General features: G+C 52.2%; 15 protein-coding genes. 3 read left to right on the forward strand and 12 right to left on the reverse strand.

Annotation, left to right across the window (positions count from 1 at the left end; all coding sequences use genetic code 11):
• Positions 1-5: 5 nt before the first annotated feature.
• From MHI42_RS12925 to MHI42_RS12950, 6 genes are all read right to left on the reverse strand, one after another.
• Positions 6-758, reverse strand: coding sequence for an amino acid ABC transporter ATP-binding protein (locus MHI42_RS12925; protein ID WP_342424061.1), 753 nt, complete (start codon positions 756-758; stop codon positions 6-8).
• On the reverse strand, positions 755-1465 hold the full coding sequence (locus MHI42_RS12930; protein WP_171716848.1) for an amino acid ABC transporter permease: 711 nt from the start codon (positions 1463-1465) through the stop codon (positions 755-757). The genes MHI42_RS12925 and MHI42_RS12930 overlap by 4 nt, the downstream gene beginning before the upstream one ends.
• Positions 1465-2247, reverse strand: a complete 783-nt coding sequence (locus tag MHI42_RS12935; protein WP_039301115.1) for an amino acid ABC transporter permease — start codon at positions 2245-2247, stop codon at positions 1465-1467. The genes MHI42_RS12930 and MHI42_RS12935 overlap by 1 nt, the downstream gene beginning before the upstream one ends.
• Before the next feature lie 35 nt (positions 2248-2282).
• On the reverse strand, positions 2283-3164 hold the full coding sequence (locus MHI42_RS12940) for a transporter substrate-binding domain-containing protein (RefSeq protein ID WP_342424062.1): 882 nt from the start codon (positions 3162-3164) through the stop codon (positions 2283-2285).
• Positions 3161-3685, reverse strand: a complete 525-nt coding sequence (locus MHI42_RS12945; RefSeq protein WP_342424063.1) for a GNAT family N-acetyltransferase — start codon at positions 3683-3685, stop codon at positions 3161-3163. The genes MHI42_RS12940 and MHI42_RS12945 overlap by 4 nt, the downstream gene beginning before the upstream one ends.
• Before the next feature lie 111 nt (positions 3686-3796).
• Positions 3797-4693 (reverse strand): LysR family transcriptional regulator, encoded by an 897-nt coding sequence (locus tag MHI42_RS12950; RefSeq protein WP_342424064.1) that lies wholly within the window; start codon positions 4691-4693, stop codon positions 3797-3799.
• A gap of 280 nt (positions 4694-4973) precedes the next feature.
• Here MHI42_RS12950 and MHI42_RS12955 point away from each other — a divergent pair, with 280 nt between their 5' ends.
• The gene (locus MHI42_RS12955; RefSeq protein ID WP_342424065.1) at positions 4974-5570 is read left to right on the forward strand and encodes a GNAT family N-acetyltransferase; all 597 of its coding nucleotides are present in this window, start codon (positions 4974-4976) and stop codon (positions 5568-5570) included.
• Between the two features lie 1188 nt (positions 5571-6758).
• Here the strand turns inward: MHI42_RS12955 and MHI42_RS12960 are convergent.
• Positions 6759-8123, reverse strand: a complete 1365-nt coding sequence (locus MHI42_RS12960) for a VWA domain-containing protein (protein ID WP_342424066.1) — start codon at positions 8121-8123, stop codon at positions 6759-6761.
• Positions 8124-8265: 142 nt separating this feature from the next.
• Between MHI42_RS12960 and MHI42_RS12965 the strand changes: the two genes are divergently transcribed.
• Positions 8266-9663, forward strand: coding sequence for a TerD family protein (locus MHI42_RS12965; protein WP_342424067.1), 1398 nt, complete (start codon positions 8266-8268; stop codon positions 9661-9663).
• A 91-nt stretch (positions 9664-9754) separates the two neighbouring features.
• Here the strand turns inward: MHI42_RS12965 and MHI42_RS12970 are convergent, their stop codons facing one another.
• Together MHI42_RS12970 and MHI42_RS12975 are read right to left on the reverse strand one after the other, a co-directional pair.
• Complete coding sequence (locus tag MHI42_RS12970; RefSeq protein WP_342424068.1) at positions 9755-10711, reverse strand: HD domain-containing protein; 957 nt, start codon at positions 10709-10711, stop codon at positions 9755-9757.
• A gap of 205 nt (positions 10712-10916) precedes the next feature.
• Complete coding sequence (locus MHI42_RS12975; RefSeq protein WP_342424069.1) at positions 10917-13238, reverse strand: FMN-binding protein; 2322 nt, start codon at positions 13236-13238, stop codon at positions 10917-10919.
• Positions 13239-13725: 487 nt separating this feature from the next.
• Here MHI42_RS12975 and hemH point away from each other — a divergent pair, with 487 nt between their 5' ends.
• Positions 13726-14787, forward strand: coding sequence for a ferrochelatase (gene hemH / locus MHI42_RS12980; RefSeq protein WP_342424070.1), 1062 nt, complete (start codon positions 13726-13728; stop codon positions 14785-14787).
• Between the two features lie 854 nt (positions 14788-15641).
• Here hemH and MHI42_RS12985 read toward each other — a convergent pair.
• From MHI42_RS12985 to MHI42_RS12995, 3 genes are all read right to left on the reverse strand, one after another.
• Entirely contained in the window at positions 15642-16094 is a 453-nt protein-coding gene (locus MHI42_RS12985; protein ID WP_039301415.1) for an IDEAL domain-containing protein, read from the reverse strand.
• A gap of 345 nt (positions 16095-16439) precedes the next feature.
• On the reverse strand, positions 16440-18248 hold the full coding sequence (locus MHI42_RS12990; protein ID WP_342424071.1) for an adenine deaminase C-terminal domain-containing protein: 1809 nt from the start codon (positions 18246-18248) through the stop codon (positions 16440-16442).
• A 246-nt stretch (positions 18249-18494) separates the two neighbouring features.
• Positions 18495-19727 (reverse strand): alanine--glyoxylate aminotransferase family protein, encoded by a 1233-nt coding sequence (locus MHI42_RS12995; protein WP_342424072.1) that lies wholly within the window; start codon positions 19725-19727, stop codon positions 18495-18497.
• Positions 19728-19784 lie beyond the last annotated feature (57 nt).

Raw genomic sequence — 19784 nt, forward strand, 5'->3', positions numbered from 1 at the left:
GCCTCCTAGATGGAATAGTTCAGCTCCGGCGTAATCCGCTTCAGGAACTGCTTGGTTCTTTCTTCACGCGGATTGTTGAACACCTCGGTGGGTGTGCCTTCTTCGACAATCACGCCGCCGTCCATGAACACCACATGGTTCGCCACATCGCGGGCAAAACCCATCTCATGCGTCACCACAATCATCGTTATCCCTTCCTTGGCAATCTTGCGGATCACCGCAAGCACTTCGCCTACCAGCTCCGGGTCCAGCGCCGAGGTCGGCTCGTCGAACAGAATCACTTCCGGCTCCAGCGCCAGCGCCCGGGCTATGCCGACCCGCTGCTGCTGCCCGCCGGACAGCTGGCTTGGATAGGCATCCAGCTTGCTTCCTAAGCCGACCTTTTCCAGCAGTGCGATGCTTCTCTTCCGTGCTTCCTCCTTCGGAAGCTTCTTGACGATCAGCAGCCCTTCCATCACATTCTCCAGCGCCGTTTTGTGGCGGAACAGATTGTACTGCTGGAAGACCATGGCCGTTTTTTGCCGCAGCTGGTGAATATCCTTTTTGCGGGCATGCCGGCAGTCCAGCTTGAACTCACCGATCGAGATTTCGCCGCCGCTTGGCTTCTCCAGATAATTCACACAGCGCAGCAGGGTTGTTTTGCCGGAGCCGCTGGGGCCGAGAATGACGACAACTTCCCCTTTGGACACCTTCAGATCAATATTGTTCAGCACCTGATGGCGCCCGAAAGACTTCGATATACGTTCCAGCTTAATCATGCGACTCCACCCCGGTTATACAGATTTATCCGTTTTTCGATCAAGGCGGTGGCCCGCTCAATGAGGAAGGTCAGCCCCCAGAAGATCAGCGCCGCCGCCAGATACGCCTCGAAGAATTTCCAGTTTGTCGAAGCTACGATTTGCGCCTGGGCATTGATATCCACGACCGATACGGTAAAAGCAAGCGTAGACCCGTGCAGCATTCCGATCACGGAATTCGACAGATTGGGCAGGCTCGCCGCCAGCGCCTGGGGGAATACGATCCGCCGGAGCGCCTGGGGAGTGCTCATCCCTATGGAATGGGCGGCTTCGATCTGACCGCGGTCCACCGCCAGCAGGCCGGAACGGACGACCTCGGACATATAGGCTCCCGCTGTAATGGAGAAAGAAATGTAGGCGAAGCCGATCATCGGAATCGACACCGAGCGGAAGCTCCAGCCGAAATATGCGCCAAGCCCGTCGATAATCATCGGCAGCCCGAAATAGATCAGCAGCAGATGCGTCAGCATCGGGGTGCCGCGGATGAAGGTGACATACCCCACCGCCAGCGGATACAGCACAGGTACTTTATAAATCCGGACCAGTGCCACCACAATTCCAATCGCGAAACCGGCCAGTACCGAGACCACCGTGATATACAGCGTTGTAGGAATGGCTCCCAGAATCTGCAGGAACGCCGTCCAGATAAACGATGGGTCCAGCTTCATTACGCGCCGCCTCCTTTACCCGGTCCCATGTCCGCAATGATATGGCGGTAGGACGCTTTTTTCTGCAGACTGAATTTCCGCTTCACCGGACTGCCCTGGTCTTCATGCCGGAGTAACCGGCGTTCCGCCACCAGCAGCAGCTTCTCGATCGTAAAGCTGATCACGAGATAGATGAGTGCAAGTGCAATATAGGTTTCAATAAAATGCTGGGTCACGCTGCCCAAAGTCTGCGCCTTACCCGTCATCTCCATCACGCCCAGCGTGAACGCAAGCGAAGTATCCTTCAACAGCGCAATGACCAGGTTCGAGAACACCGGAATGGCAATCCCCAGTGCCTGGGGCAATACGATCCGGGTAAAAGCCTGATAAGAGGTCATCCCCGTAGCATAAGCCGCTTCCACCTGGCCTTTATCGACAGCCGTTACCGAGGCGCGGATCATCTCCGACATGAAAGCCCCCGTATGCAGGCCGTAGGTCAGAATTACGAACACCAGCACCGGCGTCCGCGTCATATCGAGATTGACCAGCTTCAGCACCTCGGGCAGACCGTAATAGAACAGGAACAATTGGATCAGAATCGGCGTTCCCCGGAAGAATGAGATGTACACCTCGGCTAAGGTCTTCAGGACCGGCACCTTGTAGAGGCGGGGAAGGGCGATAATAAATCCGACAATCACACCTGCCAGCAGCGAGCAGGCTACGATCAGCAGTGTTGTGCTCAGCGTAGTCAGCAGCTTAGGCAGAAAAGAGAATACAAAACTAAGATCAAACGGTGCTCCCATCCTGCCCCTCCTTCTCCGCTATAACGGCAGCCTCATCATTGAACCGCGGATGTGGTGACGTCAGCCCCCAGCCACTGCGTACTTATTTTGCCCAGCGTGCCGTCTGCCTTCAGCTCTGCAACCACTCCGTCAATGGCATCCGACAGCTTCTGCGACGGGGCATCATCCTTGCGGAACACATACAGAATGTCAGCAGAGGACAGCTCAGCACCTACCGCCTGCAGCTTGCTCTGCGGATCAATAATCGGCAGTACGAAATCCGCAGCGAGCGTGGCATCCACACGGCCCGAGTCAATCTGGCTCACTGTATCGTTGGCTGCACCGTTCTGATAGACAATTTTGATCGAATCCGCGCCGTGCTCCTTGTTGTAATTCTCGAGAATTTGCGCTTGTGCGCTGGTTGCGCCTGTCAGCACCTTTTTACCTTGCAGATCGTCCAGCGTCTGGATCGAATCATTGCCTTTGGCTACAATAATGCGGTTTCTCCAGTGGGCATAAGCTTCTTTGTTAAAAGAATACTTCTGCTCCCGCTCCGGGTTCTTCTCCATAACATGGGCTACCAGATCAATCTTCTTGGTCTCCAGGCTCAGCAGCAGATTGCTGAAGTCCATCGTCTGGAATTCGAACTCATACTCCGGCAGACGGCTGTCAATTTCCTTGAGCAGCTCTACATCGAACCCGGTCAGCTTGCCGTTCTCGTCAATGAAGCAGACATTCGGAAAAGCGGTGCCTGTGCCCACCACGATCTTGGTCACCTCTGCCGGTTCTGCGGCTGCAGTCGTTGCCTCCGCACTGGTCTGCGGTGCTGCTTTCGCCACATTCCCGCTGCTACTGCTGTTCGCACTGTTATTGTTGCCGCAGCCGGCGATCACCAGCGTTAATGCCAATGCAGTTGTGAGCGAAATGGTCTTTTTCATCTCTCTATCCCCTTTAGGTTGTAGTATGGTTGAGCCGTAAGTGTCTTTCTCATCAAATACATAATGCCGTCGCCATTCTGCGCATCCAGCTCCAGAATCCGTTCATACCCCCGGCGTTCATACATGGCAACCAGCCAGGGATGCTTCTGTGCCGTAGCCAGGGTTACAGCGGAAGCCCCCAGCTTGCCGTGAATAATATGCTCCTCCACCCAGTCGAGCAGCTTCCCGCCGTAACCTTTGCCGCTGCGCTCGGGATTCACTGCGAACCATTTCACAAAAGGCAGATCGGTTACCGCCTTGACCTCTCCGCTCTTCGAGAGGGTGATCGTCGCCTCCACGTTGCCGTCGATCTCCAGCACATAACACTCATTGGTGGCGATGTTATCCTGAATTAGAGCCAAATCGGCGTTTGCCGCCGGCCAGTGCAGTCCAAGCTCGCGGATCAGCTGATAGGCACGATAGGTCACATCCAGCAGCTGTTGGGCGTCCTTCTCTCCGGCCTGCCGGTATACCTCGCTCATTTCATGCCCCCGTTTCTCAATTTAGATAATCCCTATCTGTTTAGTGGTGATTATATGCAATTAACTTTATCACTGCATGTAGCCATGCGCTAATAGAGTTTTTTAATACTGTTATACAAGAAGTCGATCCGGCTTACTGCGGCCCACCGCCAGTTCCAGCAGCGACTCAATGAATTCCGCATTCTCCCCGTTCAGCGAGATCAGGCTGGTCCGCAGGGAAATCCCTTCCGTCTCAGCGACATCCACCCTAATCAGCGTTCCCGCCTCTACTTCCTCCTGCACACTGAGGGCCGGAAGGAAGCAAATCCCCGCTTGCCTCAGCACGAGCTTCTTGGCTGTCTCCAGATTATCCACCTGATACACTATGTCCGGCGGCTGCTCCATGCTCTCGAATACCCGGTGCAGGCGCATCCAGTCCAGCGAGCCGCACTCGAAGAATACAAGAGTCTCCTCCCTGATCTCCTGGATAGAGGCACGGCCCTGGCGGGCCAGCGGATGGTTCTTGTATACGTATAGCGATATCGGATCTTCACAGAAAGGGAACGACTGAATGGCCGGATTAACCACTTTGCGTATAAAAGCGAGATCAATCTCCTTGGCCTTCAGCTTCTCAATTAATGAATCTGTGGATGAGGTTGTCAGTTTGAAGCGGATATGCGGATATTTCCGCTTCAGATGCTGCAGGAGCTGCGGCATCAGATAATTGGAGACCGATACCGTACTGCCGATTCTCAATTCATCCGGAATCTGGCCCTTCGACTGGATCTGATGTTTACCGTTCTGGTAGACCTGCAGAATCTGCTGCGCGTAAGGAAGGAACTGGCGGCCTTTATCCGTAAGGTTAATCTGCTTGCCCAGCCGGTCGAACACTCTGCAGTCCAGCTCCCGTTCAAGCGACTGGATGCGGGCCGTCACGGTCGGTTGGGAGATGTAGAGTACATCTGCCGCTTTGTTGAAGCTTCCGTAGTGGTTGATGTAGACAAAGGCTTCAATATTCTCGATGTTCAAGCGTAGTCCTCCTCCACAACTTTATTTAAATTAACTATTCCAATTGATTAACAAGGAATTAATACCGTACAGGTGTATAGATTTTGTTTATATCTTAGTCACCGGCCCTTTTTTTGTCAACTGACTTATCGTGTAATATACAGCAAAAACCATTACAAAGATCACAAAACCAGATAGAACTTTTCTATCTGTTAATCGGTTTTGTTAAATTCCTCTTATATTCATCGGAATTATGAATTATAATAAGCGTCACATCCCATTTCTGAACAGGAGGTACCCGATGAATCATTCAGCACAAATTGTAATCCGTGAAGCCGCAGAGGCTGACCGCGAGGCTATCGCAGGAGTTCTGCTTGAGGCTTACAGCGAATATTCAGCCGTGCTGCCCGAACCTTTTTGGGCGCAGTACCGCGACTCCATTCTCGATTCCGTCCACGGCAATGCTCCGGTCTCGCGGATTGTAGCGGAGCTGGATGGGCAGATCATAGGCAGTGTGCTGCTGTTCACCTCTTCAGAGGCCGCTTACGGCAGGCCGGAGCTGGATATCCACACGCCAATCATCCGTCTGCTCGCTGTTTCTCCGGCTGTCCGTGGACGCGGGGTTGCCAGATTGCTGATCCGTGAGGCCGCCAGACAATCTGCGCTGCTTGGAGCAGCCAGCCTGAATCTCCACACTTCGGACATGATGGCATCCGCAATCAGGCTGTACGAGAAGCTCGGCTTCCAGCGGGCTTATGAAACGGATATTAAGAACGGGGACACGCTGGTCAAAGGATACCGCCTGGAGCTTCCCGTCTCCGCCGGCCTGCAGACGCAGGCAAACCTCCACCTCCACAGCCTGAGCGGAAACGTCCCGCCGTCCTTTAGGGGACGGTAACCCTTCCAGCGGGAATATAAGGATAAAGAATGCTGGTGGCTGCTGAAAGAAACCCGCTTGCAGGATAAAACCCGCAGGAGTGGCAGGTGCGCTGATTGGCGGCGGGGCTGATGGGCGCGGTACTGAAACGCGGCCGAGTTGATAGACAGCGGCGCTGATGGGCGGCTGAGCTGATGGGCGACGGGGCTGATGGGCGGCGCTGACAGGCGCGGTGCTGATAGGCGGCAGAGCTGACAGGCGGCAGAGCTGACAGGCGGCAGAGCTGATTGGCGGCAGAGTTGATTGGCGGCAGAGCTGATTGGTGGCAGAGCTGATTAGCGACGTGGCTGATGGGCGGCCTAGCTGACGGGCGGCAGAGCTGACGGGCGGCAGAGCTGACAGGCGGCGGGGCTGATGGGTGCGGCGCTGATTGGCGGCAGAGCTGATTGGCGGCAGAGTTGACGGGCGGCAGAGCTGACAGGCGGCAGAGCTGATTGGCAGACTTTTATTTTGAGCAGGAGCCTATAGCTCCGCTCAGTCCGGGGGTTGGTTTATTTTAGCTGCTAATATTTAACCGCTGATAGTAGTGGAGTCCGGGGATTATGGTGGGGATCAAATTATGATGCAAATCCGCTAATTATGATGCAAGTCCGCTAATTATGATTGAAATCTGGGGTATTAAAAAAATCCTGCACAAAATACAACATTTTCCTCATAATCTCGGCCCTAATCCAAAATTGTTGTATAAAATACAGCATTCCTCCTCCTCTAAGGCGCTTAGCGGGAAGATTGTTGTATTTCATACAACAATCTTCCCAAACGCCCACCTATCTGCGAGATAAAGTTGTAAAAAGTACAACAATATTGCCTATACATTGTGAAGATCATATTGGTAAGCACTATAGTGGTAAATACGGCTAAAATAAACGCTATCCAGCGTGAGCACCATACGGGTAAATAGCTATGAATGAACGCTATCCACTGTGAGCGCCATACGGGGGAATACAGCTATGAATAAACGCTATCCAGCGTGAGCGCCATACGGGTGAATAGCTATGAATAAACGCTACCCAGTGTGAGCGCTATAGTGGTGAATACGGCTAGAATAAACGCCATCCAGTGTGAGCGCCATACAGGTGAATACGGCTTATAGCTAAACAGTTTACTGTGTAAACACCATACAGGCGTACGCCATACTGGTGTTCGCTGCTAGAGAATCCGCTTCGCCTTCGCCGCCTTCAGCCACTGCGGGAATTCATTCAACAGCTGATCATAGAGCTGCTCGTCGTTCACTTCTTCTATGCGGTCCAGATGGATGAAGTTTGCGTTATCCACCAGCCTTCCGCCCATCGTGTCGAGCTGCTTCAGTACCTCGAAATCAGAATCACCGATCCCGACAAACTGCCAGAAGATCGGCAGCGAGGAAGACGCCATAATTACTTTTTTGGTTGGCTTCACTACGCCCCCGTCATTAATAAAGATAATGAAAACCGGAGTTGTATCCTTCTCCTCGCGGGTGTATTTCTGAATCACATCCTCCATCACCGGCGGCTCATTGTTGCGTCCGAACTTATGGATTGAATCGTTGTTCATAATATGATTGAAGACATAGCTCCCGAGATCCCGTTCCGTTACCGGCGGCAGCCTGCTGAATTCCGTATCATACACCCACACATCCAGCGAACCGTTGTCATCCAATTGACAGGCTACGGCCAGAATACGTTCCACTACTTCCTGCACGACACCGCTGGAATAGAGGTTTCTCATGGAGCCGGTGATGTCCAGCACAATTCCCACTCTGGCTTTTACATCGGTCAGCTGTTTTTTGACCAGGGTGAACCCGACAATTTTCTTGCGCAAGTCTATGGATGACAGGACGTTGACATCGGCGGCCGGTGCAGTCTGCGGAAGGATGGTCTCCGACTTTTCTACATTCTCTACATTCCCTACTTTCTCTACTTCCTCCACTTTCTCCGTCTTCTCCACCAATTCGGCTGTCGCTGCTGCTTCGTTGCCTGCCTCCGGTTCAACCTCCAGTCCATAGCTCTTGCAGAGCGCAGCCAATCCTCCGTTAAAACCGCTGCCGACCGCGCTGAATTTCCACTCTCCCTGATGACGGTACAGCTCCCCGGCCACCACTGCTGTCTCGTCGGACAGATCCGTTCCATAATCGAAGCAGTATAATTCCTCACCGTTCTTGCGGTCAATCAGTAACAGCTGCAATCCGGACAGCTCCTTCATCCGCAGATTCTGCTGCTCCCCCTCGTAGATCGTCAACGTCACCGCAATCCGGGCATATTGCTCCGGAATTCCGGATAATGAAATCAAGAGGCTCTCCTCGTTCTCCCCCTCTGCCGTATGACTTACCGTTCCATCCCTTGATACCGGATTACCGTAAAATATAAAATCCTCGTCCCGTTCACACCGGTTCTGCCCCGACAACAAAAAGGCTGCTGCATCCACACTGATTCCGGCATGCTCCGTATTCCAGCGCAACCGGATAGTTAGATCACGGACGCCCTTTCCCTTGGTGATATCTACTTTTTGGCCTTTTAACAGCTGCAAGTCTCTCATCTCCCCGTTATAACAGCATATTCCAGCAGTTCATAGATAAGGCATACCATATCCGCTGCGTTTTGTACATTCTGCTGGATTGTAATTCTCTCTGCGCTCCTTTAATATGAACCTTATACATGATAGATAAGGGGCTTTACCTATGGATTTTACAGCAATAGACTTTGAAACAGCCAATTCCAGCCGCTCCAGCGCTTGCGCATTGGGGCTTGTTCAGGTTAGAAATGGTGTGGTCACCGCAGAATATGACTGGTTGATTGACCCGCGGCAGAGGTTCGACGGAATGAATATCGCGATACACGGAATTACGCCCTCAATGGTTAAAGGCAAACCTACCTTCGCAGAGCTGTGGCCCACGATTGAACCGCTGCTGCAAGGCGAGATTGTGATTGCGCATAATGCTTCCTTCGATATGAGCGTTCTGCGTTATTGCCTGGATGATTCGTTATTCAGCTATCCGGATTTCAAATATATGTGTACCTACCTGCTGGGCAAAAAAATGCTTCAGGAGCTGCCCTCCCATAAACTGAATGTAGTCTCCGAGCATTTCGGCATTAGGCTGAAGCACCATGATGCACTGGATGACGCCAGAGCTTCGGCACTCATTCTATTAAAATTGATGGAGCAGTGGCAGCAGTTCGATCCCCTCCTCTTAGCGGGCAGCCAGGGCTACCAGGCAGGCACGATGTATGCGGGCGGTTATACTGCCTTCAAGGCATCCCCCAAGAAAGCCGCCAAGAAACCGGCTGCCCCGAAGACTGCTGCAGCAAAGACGGAAATTCCCGTAAGCCCGGCTGTACCGGATCGCGGAGCTCCCCTCGTACCCACTCAGCGTCTGACTTCTTCTGCAAGTCTCCCGGCTGCAACACCGCCTGCCCCTGAAGTTCAACCTGTACCCGAGCTGGTGAGAGGCCAGCGGGTGGATATCGGCGGCAAGCTCAGTGCTTCGAGAATTCTCGTGTCTGTGGAGTGGGATCCAACGCTTTCCGCCATGGAGCCGGACACCTCTGCTTTCCTGCTCCGGGAGTCAGGACGCTGCGGACAGGATCAGGATTTTGTCTTCTACGGAAACATGGAAGACCCCAGCGGTTCTGTATTCTACTCGAAGCCTGCTCCAAACGCGGGACATCTGCATCTTCAATTGGCGAAGCTGCCTGCGTCTATTACGCGGATCACTTTGACCTTCACACTCTATGGGGAGGCTTCCGGCCAGAACCCGGGCCAGATCAATAACGCCTCCGCTTCACTTATTGATTCCCAGACGGGAAACAGGCTGGCCGCTTTTCCCTTTGGCCAGGGCTTAAGCCTTGAGACGGCAGTAGTCATTGGCGAGTTCTACCGGCACAAGGACAAATGGAGATTTGTTGCCATTGGAGAGGGATTCCCAGGCGGACTCCGTGCCCTGTGTAATCAATATGGTCTTGAGGTGGAACCTCCTGAAGCTGCGGCTGAGTCTGCAGCTGAATCAGCCGCAACAATAGAAACAGCAGAAATAGTACGAACAGCCGGCAGGATCCCTCCGTCTGCCCGCAAATCATAGAATTCATGCCCCTTATGGCATGAACAAACACCCCCAAGCCGCAATCGTGGCTTGGGGGTGTTGTTATTCTCTTATGCGTTACAGCATAGCCTCAGATTTTCATCCGGTAAACCGCCTTATTCTCCAGTCCCCTGATGAACGGTGTCCATTCTTCCGTCTCGGGAGTAGTATCCAGCGCATCCTCCACCATCTGCAGCTTGGCATCCATGGCATCGATATGATGCAAGGCGACCGCTTCAGCAGTCTGCGGCTGCACCGGACTTCCCCATTCACCCAGATTATGATGTGATAGGACCAGATGCTGCAGGGCCAATACCTTTTCCGACTCCAGATCAATACCGGTGCGGATTGCCGCCTCTGTAATCCAGCTTGATGCCATCGATATATGCCCGATCAGCTTGCCCTGCACACTATAATCCGACACAATGCCGAATTGCGAGATCATTTCTTCCGGTTTGGCAATATCGTGGAGGATAATTCCCGCTCTCATAAGATCAGGATTCAGGAACGGGCGCTGCTTGCACAGGAAATCCCCGATCTCCAGCATCCGCACCATATGATAAGCCAGTCCGGCAAAATAAGCATGATGATGTGTTTTGGCCGCCGGATAGTGCATTAGCTTCTCTTCAACCTTGCCTACACAGAAGGATACGATCGATGCGACCTCCTGGTCGGTTATACTGGCCATTGAATTCTTAATCGTGTGGATCAGATCCACAGGACGCACAGGGGCTGAACGGATGAACTCGGTAAGCGACACGCCATCGGACTCGTCCGCCAGTCTGATTTTGGTTATTTTGACCTGTAGCTTCTCCCGGTAAGTATGGGCAATCCCGCGGACCTTCACCAGGGCCATCGGGAAAAAAGTTTCTTTATCCGTTACACTTACATCCCAATATTTAGCCGACAGCTGGCCGCTGGAATCACCAAGTACAATATCAAAATAATCCTTTGGAGGAGTACCGTTTGTCTGTTTGAGCACCAGTTCCCTAAGCAGATAGAAGCCGGTGAATTCATCCTGTGGGGATAGCTGTTTAATTAATGTCATGAGGAGCCTCCTATTACTTACAGGCTTTGAACCTGCGGTGTATATTAAAGTTTAGACATTCACATCCGAAATCCCTTTAAATTACTATACGATATCCATTCTTAATTATGTCCATCCCCCCTTACAGCCCGTTCGTGTAAAAATAAAAAAGGGATGCCCCCAACCATTTGCATGGTCAGGGACGCCCCTTTGTGGTTAGATTTAATTATTTGCCAGCTGCTTCAAGTGCTGCTTTGATAGCTTCAATAGCTTTGGCAGAGATTGCTTTCTGAGCATCATTCGTTCCGAATGCTGCAGCACGGTATCCGTACTTGTGCAGCCCTTTGCCGTTAGAAGTATTCTCGATTTCGTATTTCACGAGCAATTCGTCATCCGTCAGGTTGTATCTTACTTTACCTTTATCATCAAGGTAGTAAACAACCATAGTTACTGGAACATTGAACTTAGTAGTAACCATTACATTTACGGATTTGTCTGCACTGGCACCGATGAAGATCCCGTCGAAGTATGCAGCCTTTTCGGTTTCAACAACTTCAGCTTTACCGTAAGCTCTGTCAACGGCAGCTTTAAGTGCATTGCTGCTGCTGGTAGCGCCGGATACAGCATCAACCTGTGCTACGCCTTCTCTTGTACCTGCAGCCAGGAAGTTGGCTGTCAGCACCGGAATTGCTTTTTGAACTTCAGCGTAAGCGGCTTTACCCAGGTCTACCATGTTCATTCCTACACGGGAAAGAGCAACATTTACGATCTTGCCGTTACGCAGGGTAACGTCAGCTTTGTTTGTACCCTTGTCATACGCGTCACCGTAAGCGGTGAACGTGCCGTCTTTATAAGTGCCTTGTACTTTGGAAGCATTGGTCAGGGCATCAGTCAGGGCTGCCTTTGCTGCAGCAGATACAGCTTCCTGGCCAGCGATATCAGCAGTGTCCACGCCGTTTGCAAGCAATCCGGCTGTCAATTTTTCTACAGCAGATTTCTGATCAGCGGTAAGCTTGTCGTTAGCAATGATTTTGCCGTCTGTGCCGAACAGGCTCATTGTAATACCAGTAACTTGATCAGCATCAACATCTACCAGCAGAAGAACTTTAGACTGGTTATCTACGCCGGCAAATTTACCGTCGAAGTATTTACCTTCTGGCGAAACCTTCAGAGCCTTCTCGAAAGCTCTTTCTACTGCCTGGTTCCAGCCGTGGCTGCTCTCAGTAGCGCCGGAAATTCCGTCTACCTTCTCATCATAATTAGCAATATAAGAACCGTTCGCAAGTAATTTAGCAGTCATAGGAGCATTAGCTTTCACTACTTCAGCATAAGCAGTTGCGCCTCTGTCAATCAGGTTAGTACCAAGTCTGAACAATTTCACATCAACCAGCTTGCCGTTGCGGATTACAACATCAGCTCTCTCAACGCCTACACTTCTTGCTGTACCGTAGGAAGAGTAGAATCCGTCCACATAAGCGGAAGTGTTGTTGATGCTTGCATTTTGTTCAGCATCCCAGAATGCGTTGATGGCAGCTTTGGATTCAGCTTCGAAGCCGGCTACAGGCTTAGCCGCAGAACCATTGGCCAACAGCACTGGTGTAATTGCTGCAATCGCTGCCGTTTGTTCAGCAGTATAAGTCTTCTCATCTGCGAAATCTCCAGTTGCAGTCAGCGGATACAGTTTAACTGCAGTCAGCTTGTTCGCATCATAGCTTGCGAATACAGCATACTTGGCTTCAGGGTCTACACCCATGTGGTCGCCGGCGAAATAAGTAGCATCAGCCGGTTTATCCTGCAGCGATCTTTCGAACGCTCTGTCAACCGACAATTTCCAGCCGTTGCTGGAGCGGGTTGCGCCGGATACAGCGTCAACAGCTGCTGCGCCGTCTCTTGTTTTACCGATCAGTCTGTCTTTCATCAGACCGTATGCCACCCATACGCCGCTGTAGTTATCACGGGCGTTGCGGTCGATAATTTTCGGGCTGGTTCTCAGCAGCTCGATGTCGGCAATTTTGCCGTCTTTGATTGTAACTTTAGCGCCTTCAGTACCTTTGGAATAAGCATCGCCATAGGCTACATAGACTCCGTCTTGATACACGGCTTCTTTAACAGTAACCGGTGCTGCTGTTGCAACAGGCTTAGCTGTAGCAGCTGGCTTAACGGTTGCTGCTGGTTTAGCAGATGCTTTGGCGGATGCTGCAGGTGCAGCGGTTGCTGCCGGTTTAGCAGATGCTTTGGCGGATGCTGCAGGTGCAGCGGTTGCTGCCGGTTTAGCAGTTGCTTTAGGTGTTGCTGCAGGCTTTGCAGTTGCTTTAGGTGTTGCTGCAGGTTTTGCGGTTGCCTTAGGTGTTGCTGCAGGCTTTGCAGTCGGTTTAGGAGCTGGTTTGGCAGTCGGTTTAGGAGCTGGTTTAGCAGTAGCTGCCGGAGCTTCTTCCGAAGCTGCTGAAACCGCATCCACCTTCAGGTTCAAGGCCGGTGCGTTAATCGTGTAGGCGATTGGCGCGAGCAGCAAGGCTGCGCTTACAGTCAAAGCAATTAGTTTTTTCAAATGCGTATTCTCCTTTATTATATCCCCAGTAGTATGTAGCTCTTGTAAACCGTTTTTCCCGTTCATTCCATTCCTTCTTACAAAGAGTACCCTGACTCTTCATAAGAGGTCATCCCCCCTTTCCCGTTCCTGCGCGACCCATCCCGTGTGCAAAAAAGATGCATCCATTTATACAATCTTTTAAAAGGTGAAACAATTCACATAAAAAGGTGAATAAATTCACATAAGATGATTTCAGGCTGCTATCGGTAATTTCTGGCTTGATGGTATCAAAATTGATACACTTTTCTCTGTATATAAAATCACACACCCTATAAGAAACATCACTATTTCGCAATTAACTTCAAAACTACAATTCTCCTAACTCTCAAATTCTCCCATTTACACCGTCATATGATAATAATGTGATTCAACACATTGTAACTCTGCCTCTATATGTGATATTTTTAAACGATGTCATGTTCATGGAAAGGAGCCGCTGCTGCTCATGAATCAGCCTCCCATAGGAGTTATTCTTGCTCAGATCGGAACACCTGACGCCCCAAGCGCCAAGGCGGTTCGTCCATATCTTAAGCGCTTTTTGTCTGACCGCAGAATCATTGATTATCATCCGCTGCTCTGGCAGCCTCTGCTGCGCGGCATCATCCTTCGTACCCGGCCGCGCCGGTCTGCGAAGCTGTATCAGGATATCTGGATGAAGGAAGGTTCCCCGCTGCTCGTCCACTCCAGGGCTCAGCAGACTGCGCTGCAGTCCCTGCTTGGCAGCCGCTACCAGGTGGAATTAGGTCTTGCCTATAGCGAGCCAAGCATGCAGCAAGCCTTCCGCAAGCTGGAGGCTGCAGGTATTACACGGATCATTGTACTCCCGCTGTTCCCGCAGTATTCCTCGACTACAACTGCGTCGGTCTATGAAGCTGCAAGCTATGCCGCACTGGGGCGGCATAGTCGCTCAGGGCAGGTCTCCAAGCGTTTCGTGCCGGCTCTTCGCTTCATCGAAGCCTATCATGATGCGCCGGACTATATCTCGGCGATGAAGTCGCTGCTGCTCCGGAAGCTTGGCGAGCTGAACGAAGAACCGGATTACTATATTCTGTCCTTCCATGGAATACCCCGCCGTTATGCGGAGACCGGAGACCCGTATCCTCAGCAATGCCATGAGACCGGCCGCCTGCTTGCAGAGGCTATGAATTGGGCACCGGAACGCTGGCAGATTTCCTTCCAATCCCGCTTCGGACCCGAGAAATGGGTCGGCCCTTCTACTGCCGATACGCTCAAAGAGCTCAGCGGACGCGGGATCCGGAGGCCTATGATTTTCTCCCCGGGGCTTGTAACCGACTGCCTCGAAACGCTGCATGAGCTGGCTGTAGAAGGCCGGGAGCTGTTCGCTTCAGGCGGTGGAACAGCTGAGAATTTAACTGTCGCCCCCTGCTTGAATGACCACCCGGAATGGATAGACTTCCTCTCCCGGATGGTGAACCGCACAGCGTTAGGCTGGCTCCCAGCTGCTGAAGCTGCGGAATCATCCACTCCGGAGACGTTCATTACCTAAGCGGAAGCGGCTATGCCGTCTTTTGAGGGAATGCTTCCGTTCCAGCGGGAAATATAAGGATAAAGTATGGCGTAAACATATACTTCCTTCTATATTTAAAGAAAAACACCCTAACGGGTGTATCAAGCCGGGGTTTATGCGGCCTGTGCAAGTTTATACTGCCCGAGCAGCTTATGCAGATTAAGCGCCGCTTCGCGTTGCTCCATTCAGACTACCTCTTAAGCAGCATACAGCGGAATCAGGGGCACTTTTGCTCCTCATTTCCTCCCTTTAGCAGCATCCAGTGGAATCAGGGGCACTTTTGCTCCTCATTTCCTCCTTTTAGCAGCATCCGGTGGAATCAGGGGCACTTTTGCTCCTCATTTCCTCCCTTAAGCAGCATCCGGTGGATTCAGGGGCACTTTTGCTCCTCATTTCCTCCCTTTAGCAGCATCCAGTAGAATCAGGGGCACTTTTGCTCCTCATTTCTTCCGTTGAGCAGAGAGGCGGATGAATTAGAGGGATTTATCCCTTTAACTTCAAACTACCGCCTACTTTCGGCGGAATTAGAGGGATTTATCCCTTTAAGTCCCCCCTACCGCCCACTTTCGGTGGAATCAGAGGGATTTATCCCTTTAATTTCACCCAACCGCCCACTTTCGGCGGGATTAGAGGGATTTATCCCTTTAATTTCACCCAACCGCCCACTTTCGGCGGAATTAGAGGGATTTATCCCTTTAAGTCCCCCCAACAGACGAATATCATCATTTCCTATACAACAGAAAAGCCGCCTAGTCCGCAGGCTGACTTCCCCTGCGGCCCGGACGGCTTTATCCTATGAACTGTATTCAGTCAGCTTATCCTTCCGCATAAATTTAAGCGGTCAGCTGTTTATATTTGGCAGTCAGTTCCTCGAACCACTGTTTATCCTGCAATGTCAACGCAAAATCAATCAATTCGGCAATCTCACCCGGCTGCAGCTCCGGCGAATCATTGAAGCTGATTTCAGCAGTAGCGACCGCTGCCCCATCTGCCCCATCCGCAAAGTCATAAGAAAACATCAGCTTGATATCACTCTCCAGAAACTCATTCCGCAGGAAGTAGAGCACCTCGCACATCAATACAGGTCTGACATGACTGTCGAAGACACAATCCATTACTTTGGCCCAATAATGCTGGTTGCTGAGATGCAGCTTATCATTGGTCAAGAGATACTGCTCACCCTGAAAGTCGTTGACAAATCTCAGTTCCACCGGCTCCATTTTAAAAATACCGGTAATTTGCTTCTTGGTGATATTCACGATGTCCTGTGTTTCTAATCTCATCATCTCATACACCCCGTTCCTTATATTTGGACTTTCAGTATTTTTCCGCAAATACACGATTCGACAATAATTTTAACTAATTTAAAAGTATTATCGACTATTTCTCACAATTTGTTAATGTTTTTCATTAAAATTTTAAAAAAATATGTTTCTAATTGTGATGAAATGGTTAATTATATGCCCCGCACCGGATTAATGTCATTATTTTAGCAGTAAAGGCTATTCTGACAAGAGAAATCACATGCAAAAAAGGATGCTGCCCAGGCTCTGTAATGAGCGGGCAGCATCCCGTTTAGGTGATGTCTGTATGATCCGGCAAGACATTTGCCGGCTTCTGATCGCAAGGATTTAGCTCACAAACAATGGAACCAGCTGAATCCCCTCTTCCGGCGAAATCCGCACCAGCCCTTTATCCGAGATCCGCAGCGTCGGAATAACTGCCAGTGCAAGCAGCGACAAGGTCATAAAAGCATAATTCAGTGTGCAGCCTGCATCATACAGCGCTTTGCTGATGGCCGCAGACTGGGCTGCCGCAATCTCGAACGGCTCTGCCGACATCAGTCCGGCAATTGCCAGCGGGAACAGAGTTGTTCCGGAAGCGGTAATAACCGCAACACCGCCCTGAGCTTCAGCTACTGCACCCGCAGCTTTAGCCATGAGGTTATCATCATTACCGATGACCAGCACATTATGGCTGTCATGGGCTACAGTCATGGCAATCGCAGCAGGCTCATGGAAGCCGATCCCCTCAACCACTCCAACCGATTTGTTGCCGGTTCCCTTATGCCGCTCCAGGACGGCGATTTTGCACAAGCCCTCCTGGACCAGCAGCCTGGACTCAGCCACCGGCAGATTGATGATCAATTCCCCGGTCTCCACATGATTCTCAATCACTTTGATGACCCGTGTGGCCAGAGTACCTTCAGCAATTGGTGCATGGATCACGAAGTCCTCCGGAGCCGGAGGCTGCAGCAGATGCACGGAAGCCAGCACTTCCTCCGGGTAGGTGTACGGACTCAGCTCAGCGGTCATGATCCCGTTCTCCGCTACGACCACTCCGGCCGCAATCGTCATGACAACATGAACATCAGCCAGATTTCCGTCCAGCAGAATGATATCTGCACAGGAGCCCGGAGTAATTGAGCCAATATCACGGGCTACCCCGAACCGCTCGGCGGTATTGATCGTTGCCATTTGAAAAGCCGTGACCGGCTTAAGGCCCTGGGAGATGGCGTGCCGCACCACAAAATCCATATGACCTTCATCCCGCAGCGATTCTGAGCTGCGGTCGTCGGTCACCAGCATCATCCGGCGCGGGTCGAGCCCATGCTCAGTGTGCGCGGTGATGGTCTTCGCCACATCATGCCAGGCGGAGCCGCGGCGCATTTTGGCATACATCCCAAGACGTACACGTTCGATTACATCCTCCGCCGTCACACACTCATGATCGCCTGTTACTCCTGCGGCGGCATAGACCGGGAGTCTCCAGTCATCCGCCGGCCAGGTGAAATGACCGTCCACATAACGCCCCGCACGCAGGGTCGCCTGAATTTCCCCGAGCATTTTCTCATCACCGTACACCACGCCGGGGAAATTCATCACTTCGCCCAGCGCAATGACATCCTCGCCCCAGGTAAAAGCCTCGGCTACTTCCTCCGGTCCGATCGATGCGCCGGTCGTTTCGAATTCCGCCCCTGCTGAAGGTACGCAGGAGGCAACCTGCATATAAGCCGCCAGCGGAGTTGCACGCATCTCATCCAGCATCAGCTTAATGCCCTTCAGCCCGAATACATTGGCGATCTCATGGGCATCAAAGAATCCGCCGGTCGTGCCCATAGGCAGCACTGCACGGGCAAACTCAGTCGCCGTCAGCTGTGTACTCTCGATGTGACAGTGCCCGTCAAGCAGACCCGGGGCAATGAATTTGCCCGCCGCATCAATGATCTGTGTCCCCTCACCGATCGTATGCGAGACATCCTTGCCAACGTAGGCAATACGTCCGCCCTGTACTGCTACAGACATACCCTCCAGAATCTCTCCGGAGCATACATTGACCAGTTTGCCGCCAGTAATCACCAGTGTCGCCGGCTGGTCGCCGCGGGCTGTAGCCACAAGTCCGGGCACGCAGTCCGCGAGTGGTTTTCTTGTATAAGTCATAATACACACTCCCTTCCGGTTATTGGTTTCCTATATTTATATTCTATTTAGCAAAAACGGCCCTGACGCCCCTCACGGGTCGCAAGCCGTTGTTTGAACTACCGCCAGGAGGATAGACCTGACTGCTTATCTAAGCGGAGCTTAACGATGCTTATACAGAGGTACTTAGCTAAAATACAAGCCGTCCGGCTGCTCCGGATCGCAACTGGTGCTGCTTACCTTTCACCACTTAGCGCATTTTTATGATTATCTTACTTTTGACTCGTATACGTCAAGTGCCGCCTGGACACCCTGGCCGGCTGAAACGGCGAATCCGTGGCGTACAAGCGCCGCCTCCAGTGCACCAAGCAGACGCAGCACATTATTCTCCCGGCAGCTGAAGCCCATCGTGCCGATGCGCCAGATCTGGCCTTTTAACGGACCGAACGAGCTGGCAATCTCTATCCCGAAATGGTTCAGCAGCATGGAACGCACCGACTCCCCGTCCACTCCCTCCGGAATCAGCACACAGGTGACTACCGTCAGCTTGCTCTCCGGATCACCGTACAGCTCCAGACCCATTGCGGTCAGGCCGGCTACCAGGGCTCGCTCATGATGCTTATGGCGGGCATGACGGGCTTCCAGCCCTTCTTCCAGCACCAGCCGCAGCCCCTCACGCAATGCGTACAGCATGGAGGTCATCTCCGTATGGTGATTCAGCCGCTGGGGACTCCAGTAATCCTGCAGCATGCCGAGGTCAAAGTAGTTGCTGCGGACAACCGGCAGCTCGCTTGCCTCATCGCCGCCGGTTCTAAGCCCCCTCTCTACCTGTTTGCGCTTCAGCAGCTTGGCTTCGGCACGCTCGTTATAGGTGACCGGGGACATGCCCGAAGGGACAGACAGACATTTCTGCGTTCCGCCGACCACGGCATCCAGCATCCAGGCATCCGTCTCCACAGGCACCCCGCCAATGGTCGCCACCGCGTCCACAATCAGCATGGCATCCTGCTCACGGCACACCCGCCCGATCTCGGCCAGCGGCTGCACACGTCCCGTAGAGGTCTCCCCGTGGACAATCGCCACCACATCCGGCTTGAAGCTGCGGATCGCCGCGATCACATCCTCCGGCGGAAACACGCTGCCCCAGGTCTGCTCTATAGTGAACACCTCAGCACCGCAGCGCTCAGCAATCTCATGCAGCAGATGTCCAAAGCGTCCGAAGACCGGAATCAGCACCCGGTCTCCCGGAGCAATCAGACTGACCATTACCGCTTCAATCCCGGAGCGTGATGTGCCGTCCACCGGATAGGCCCACTTATTGCCTGTGGCAAACAGCTCCCGGAGCATCTCCATCGTCTCGTTCATAATATCTGTAAACTCGGGATCGAATTGACCCAGTACCGGATAAGACATGGCCCGCAGCACACGCGGATCAACCTCCACCGGCCCCGGAGTCATAATACACCGCAAGGACGGCGACAAATCTTCGTAGCGCTTCATCACTCTCTCCCCTTTCGTCTCTCTGAATCTCCTGAATCTCCGGAATTCCACCTTCTC

Source organism: Paenibacillus sp. FSL E2-0178 (genome assembly GCF_038593005.1).
In the GTDB taxonomy this organism is placed as follows: domain Bacteria; phylum Bacillota; class Bacilli; order Paenibacillales; family Paenibacillaceae; genus Paenibacillus_AQ; species Paenibacillus_AQ phytohabitans.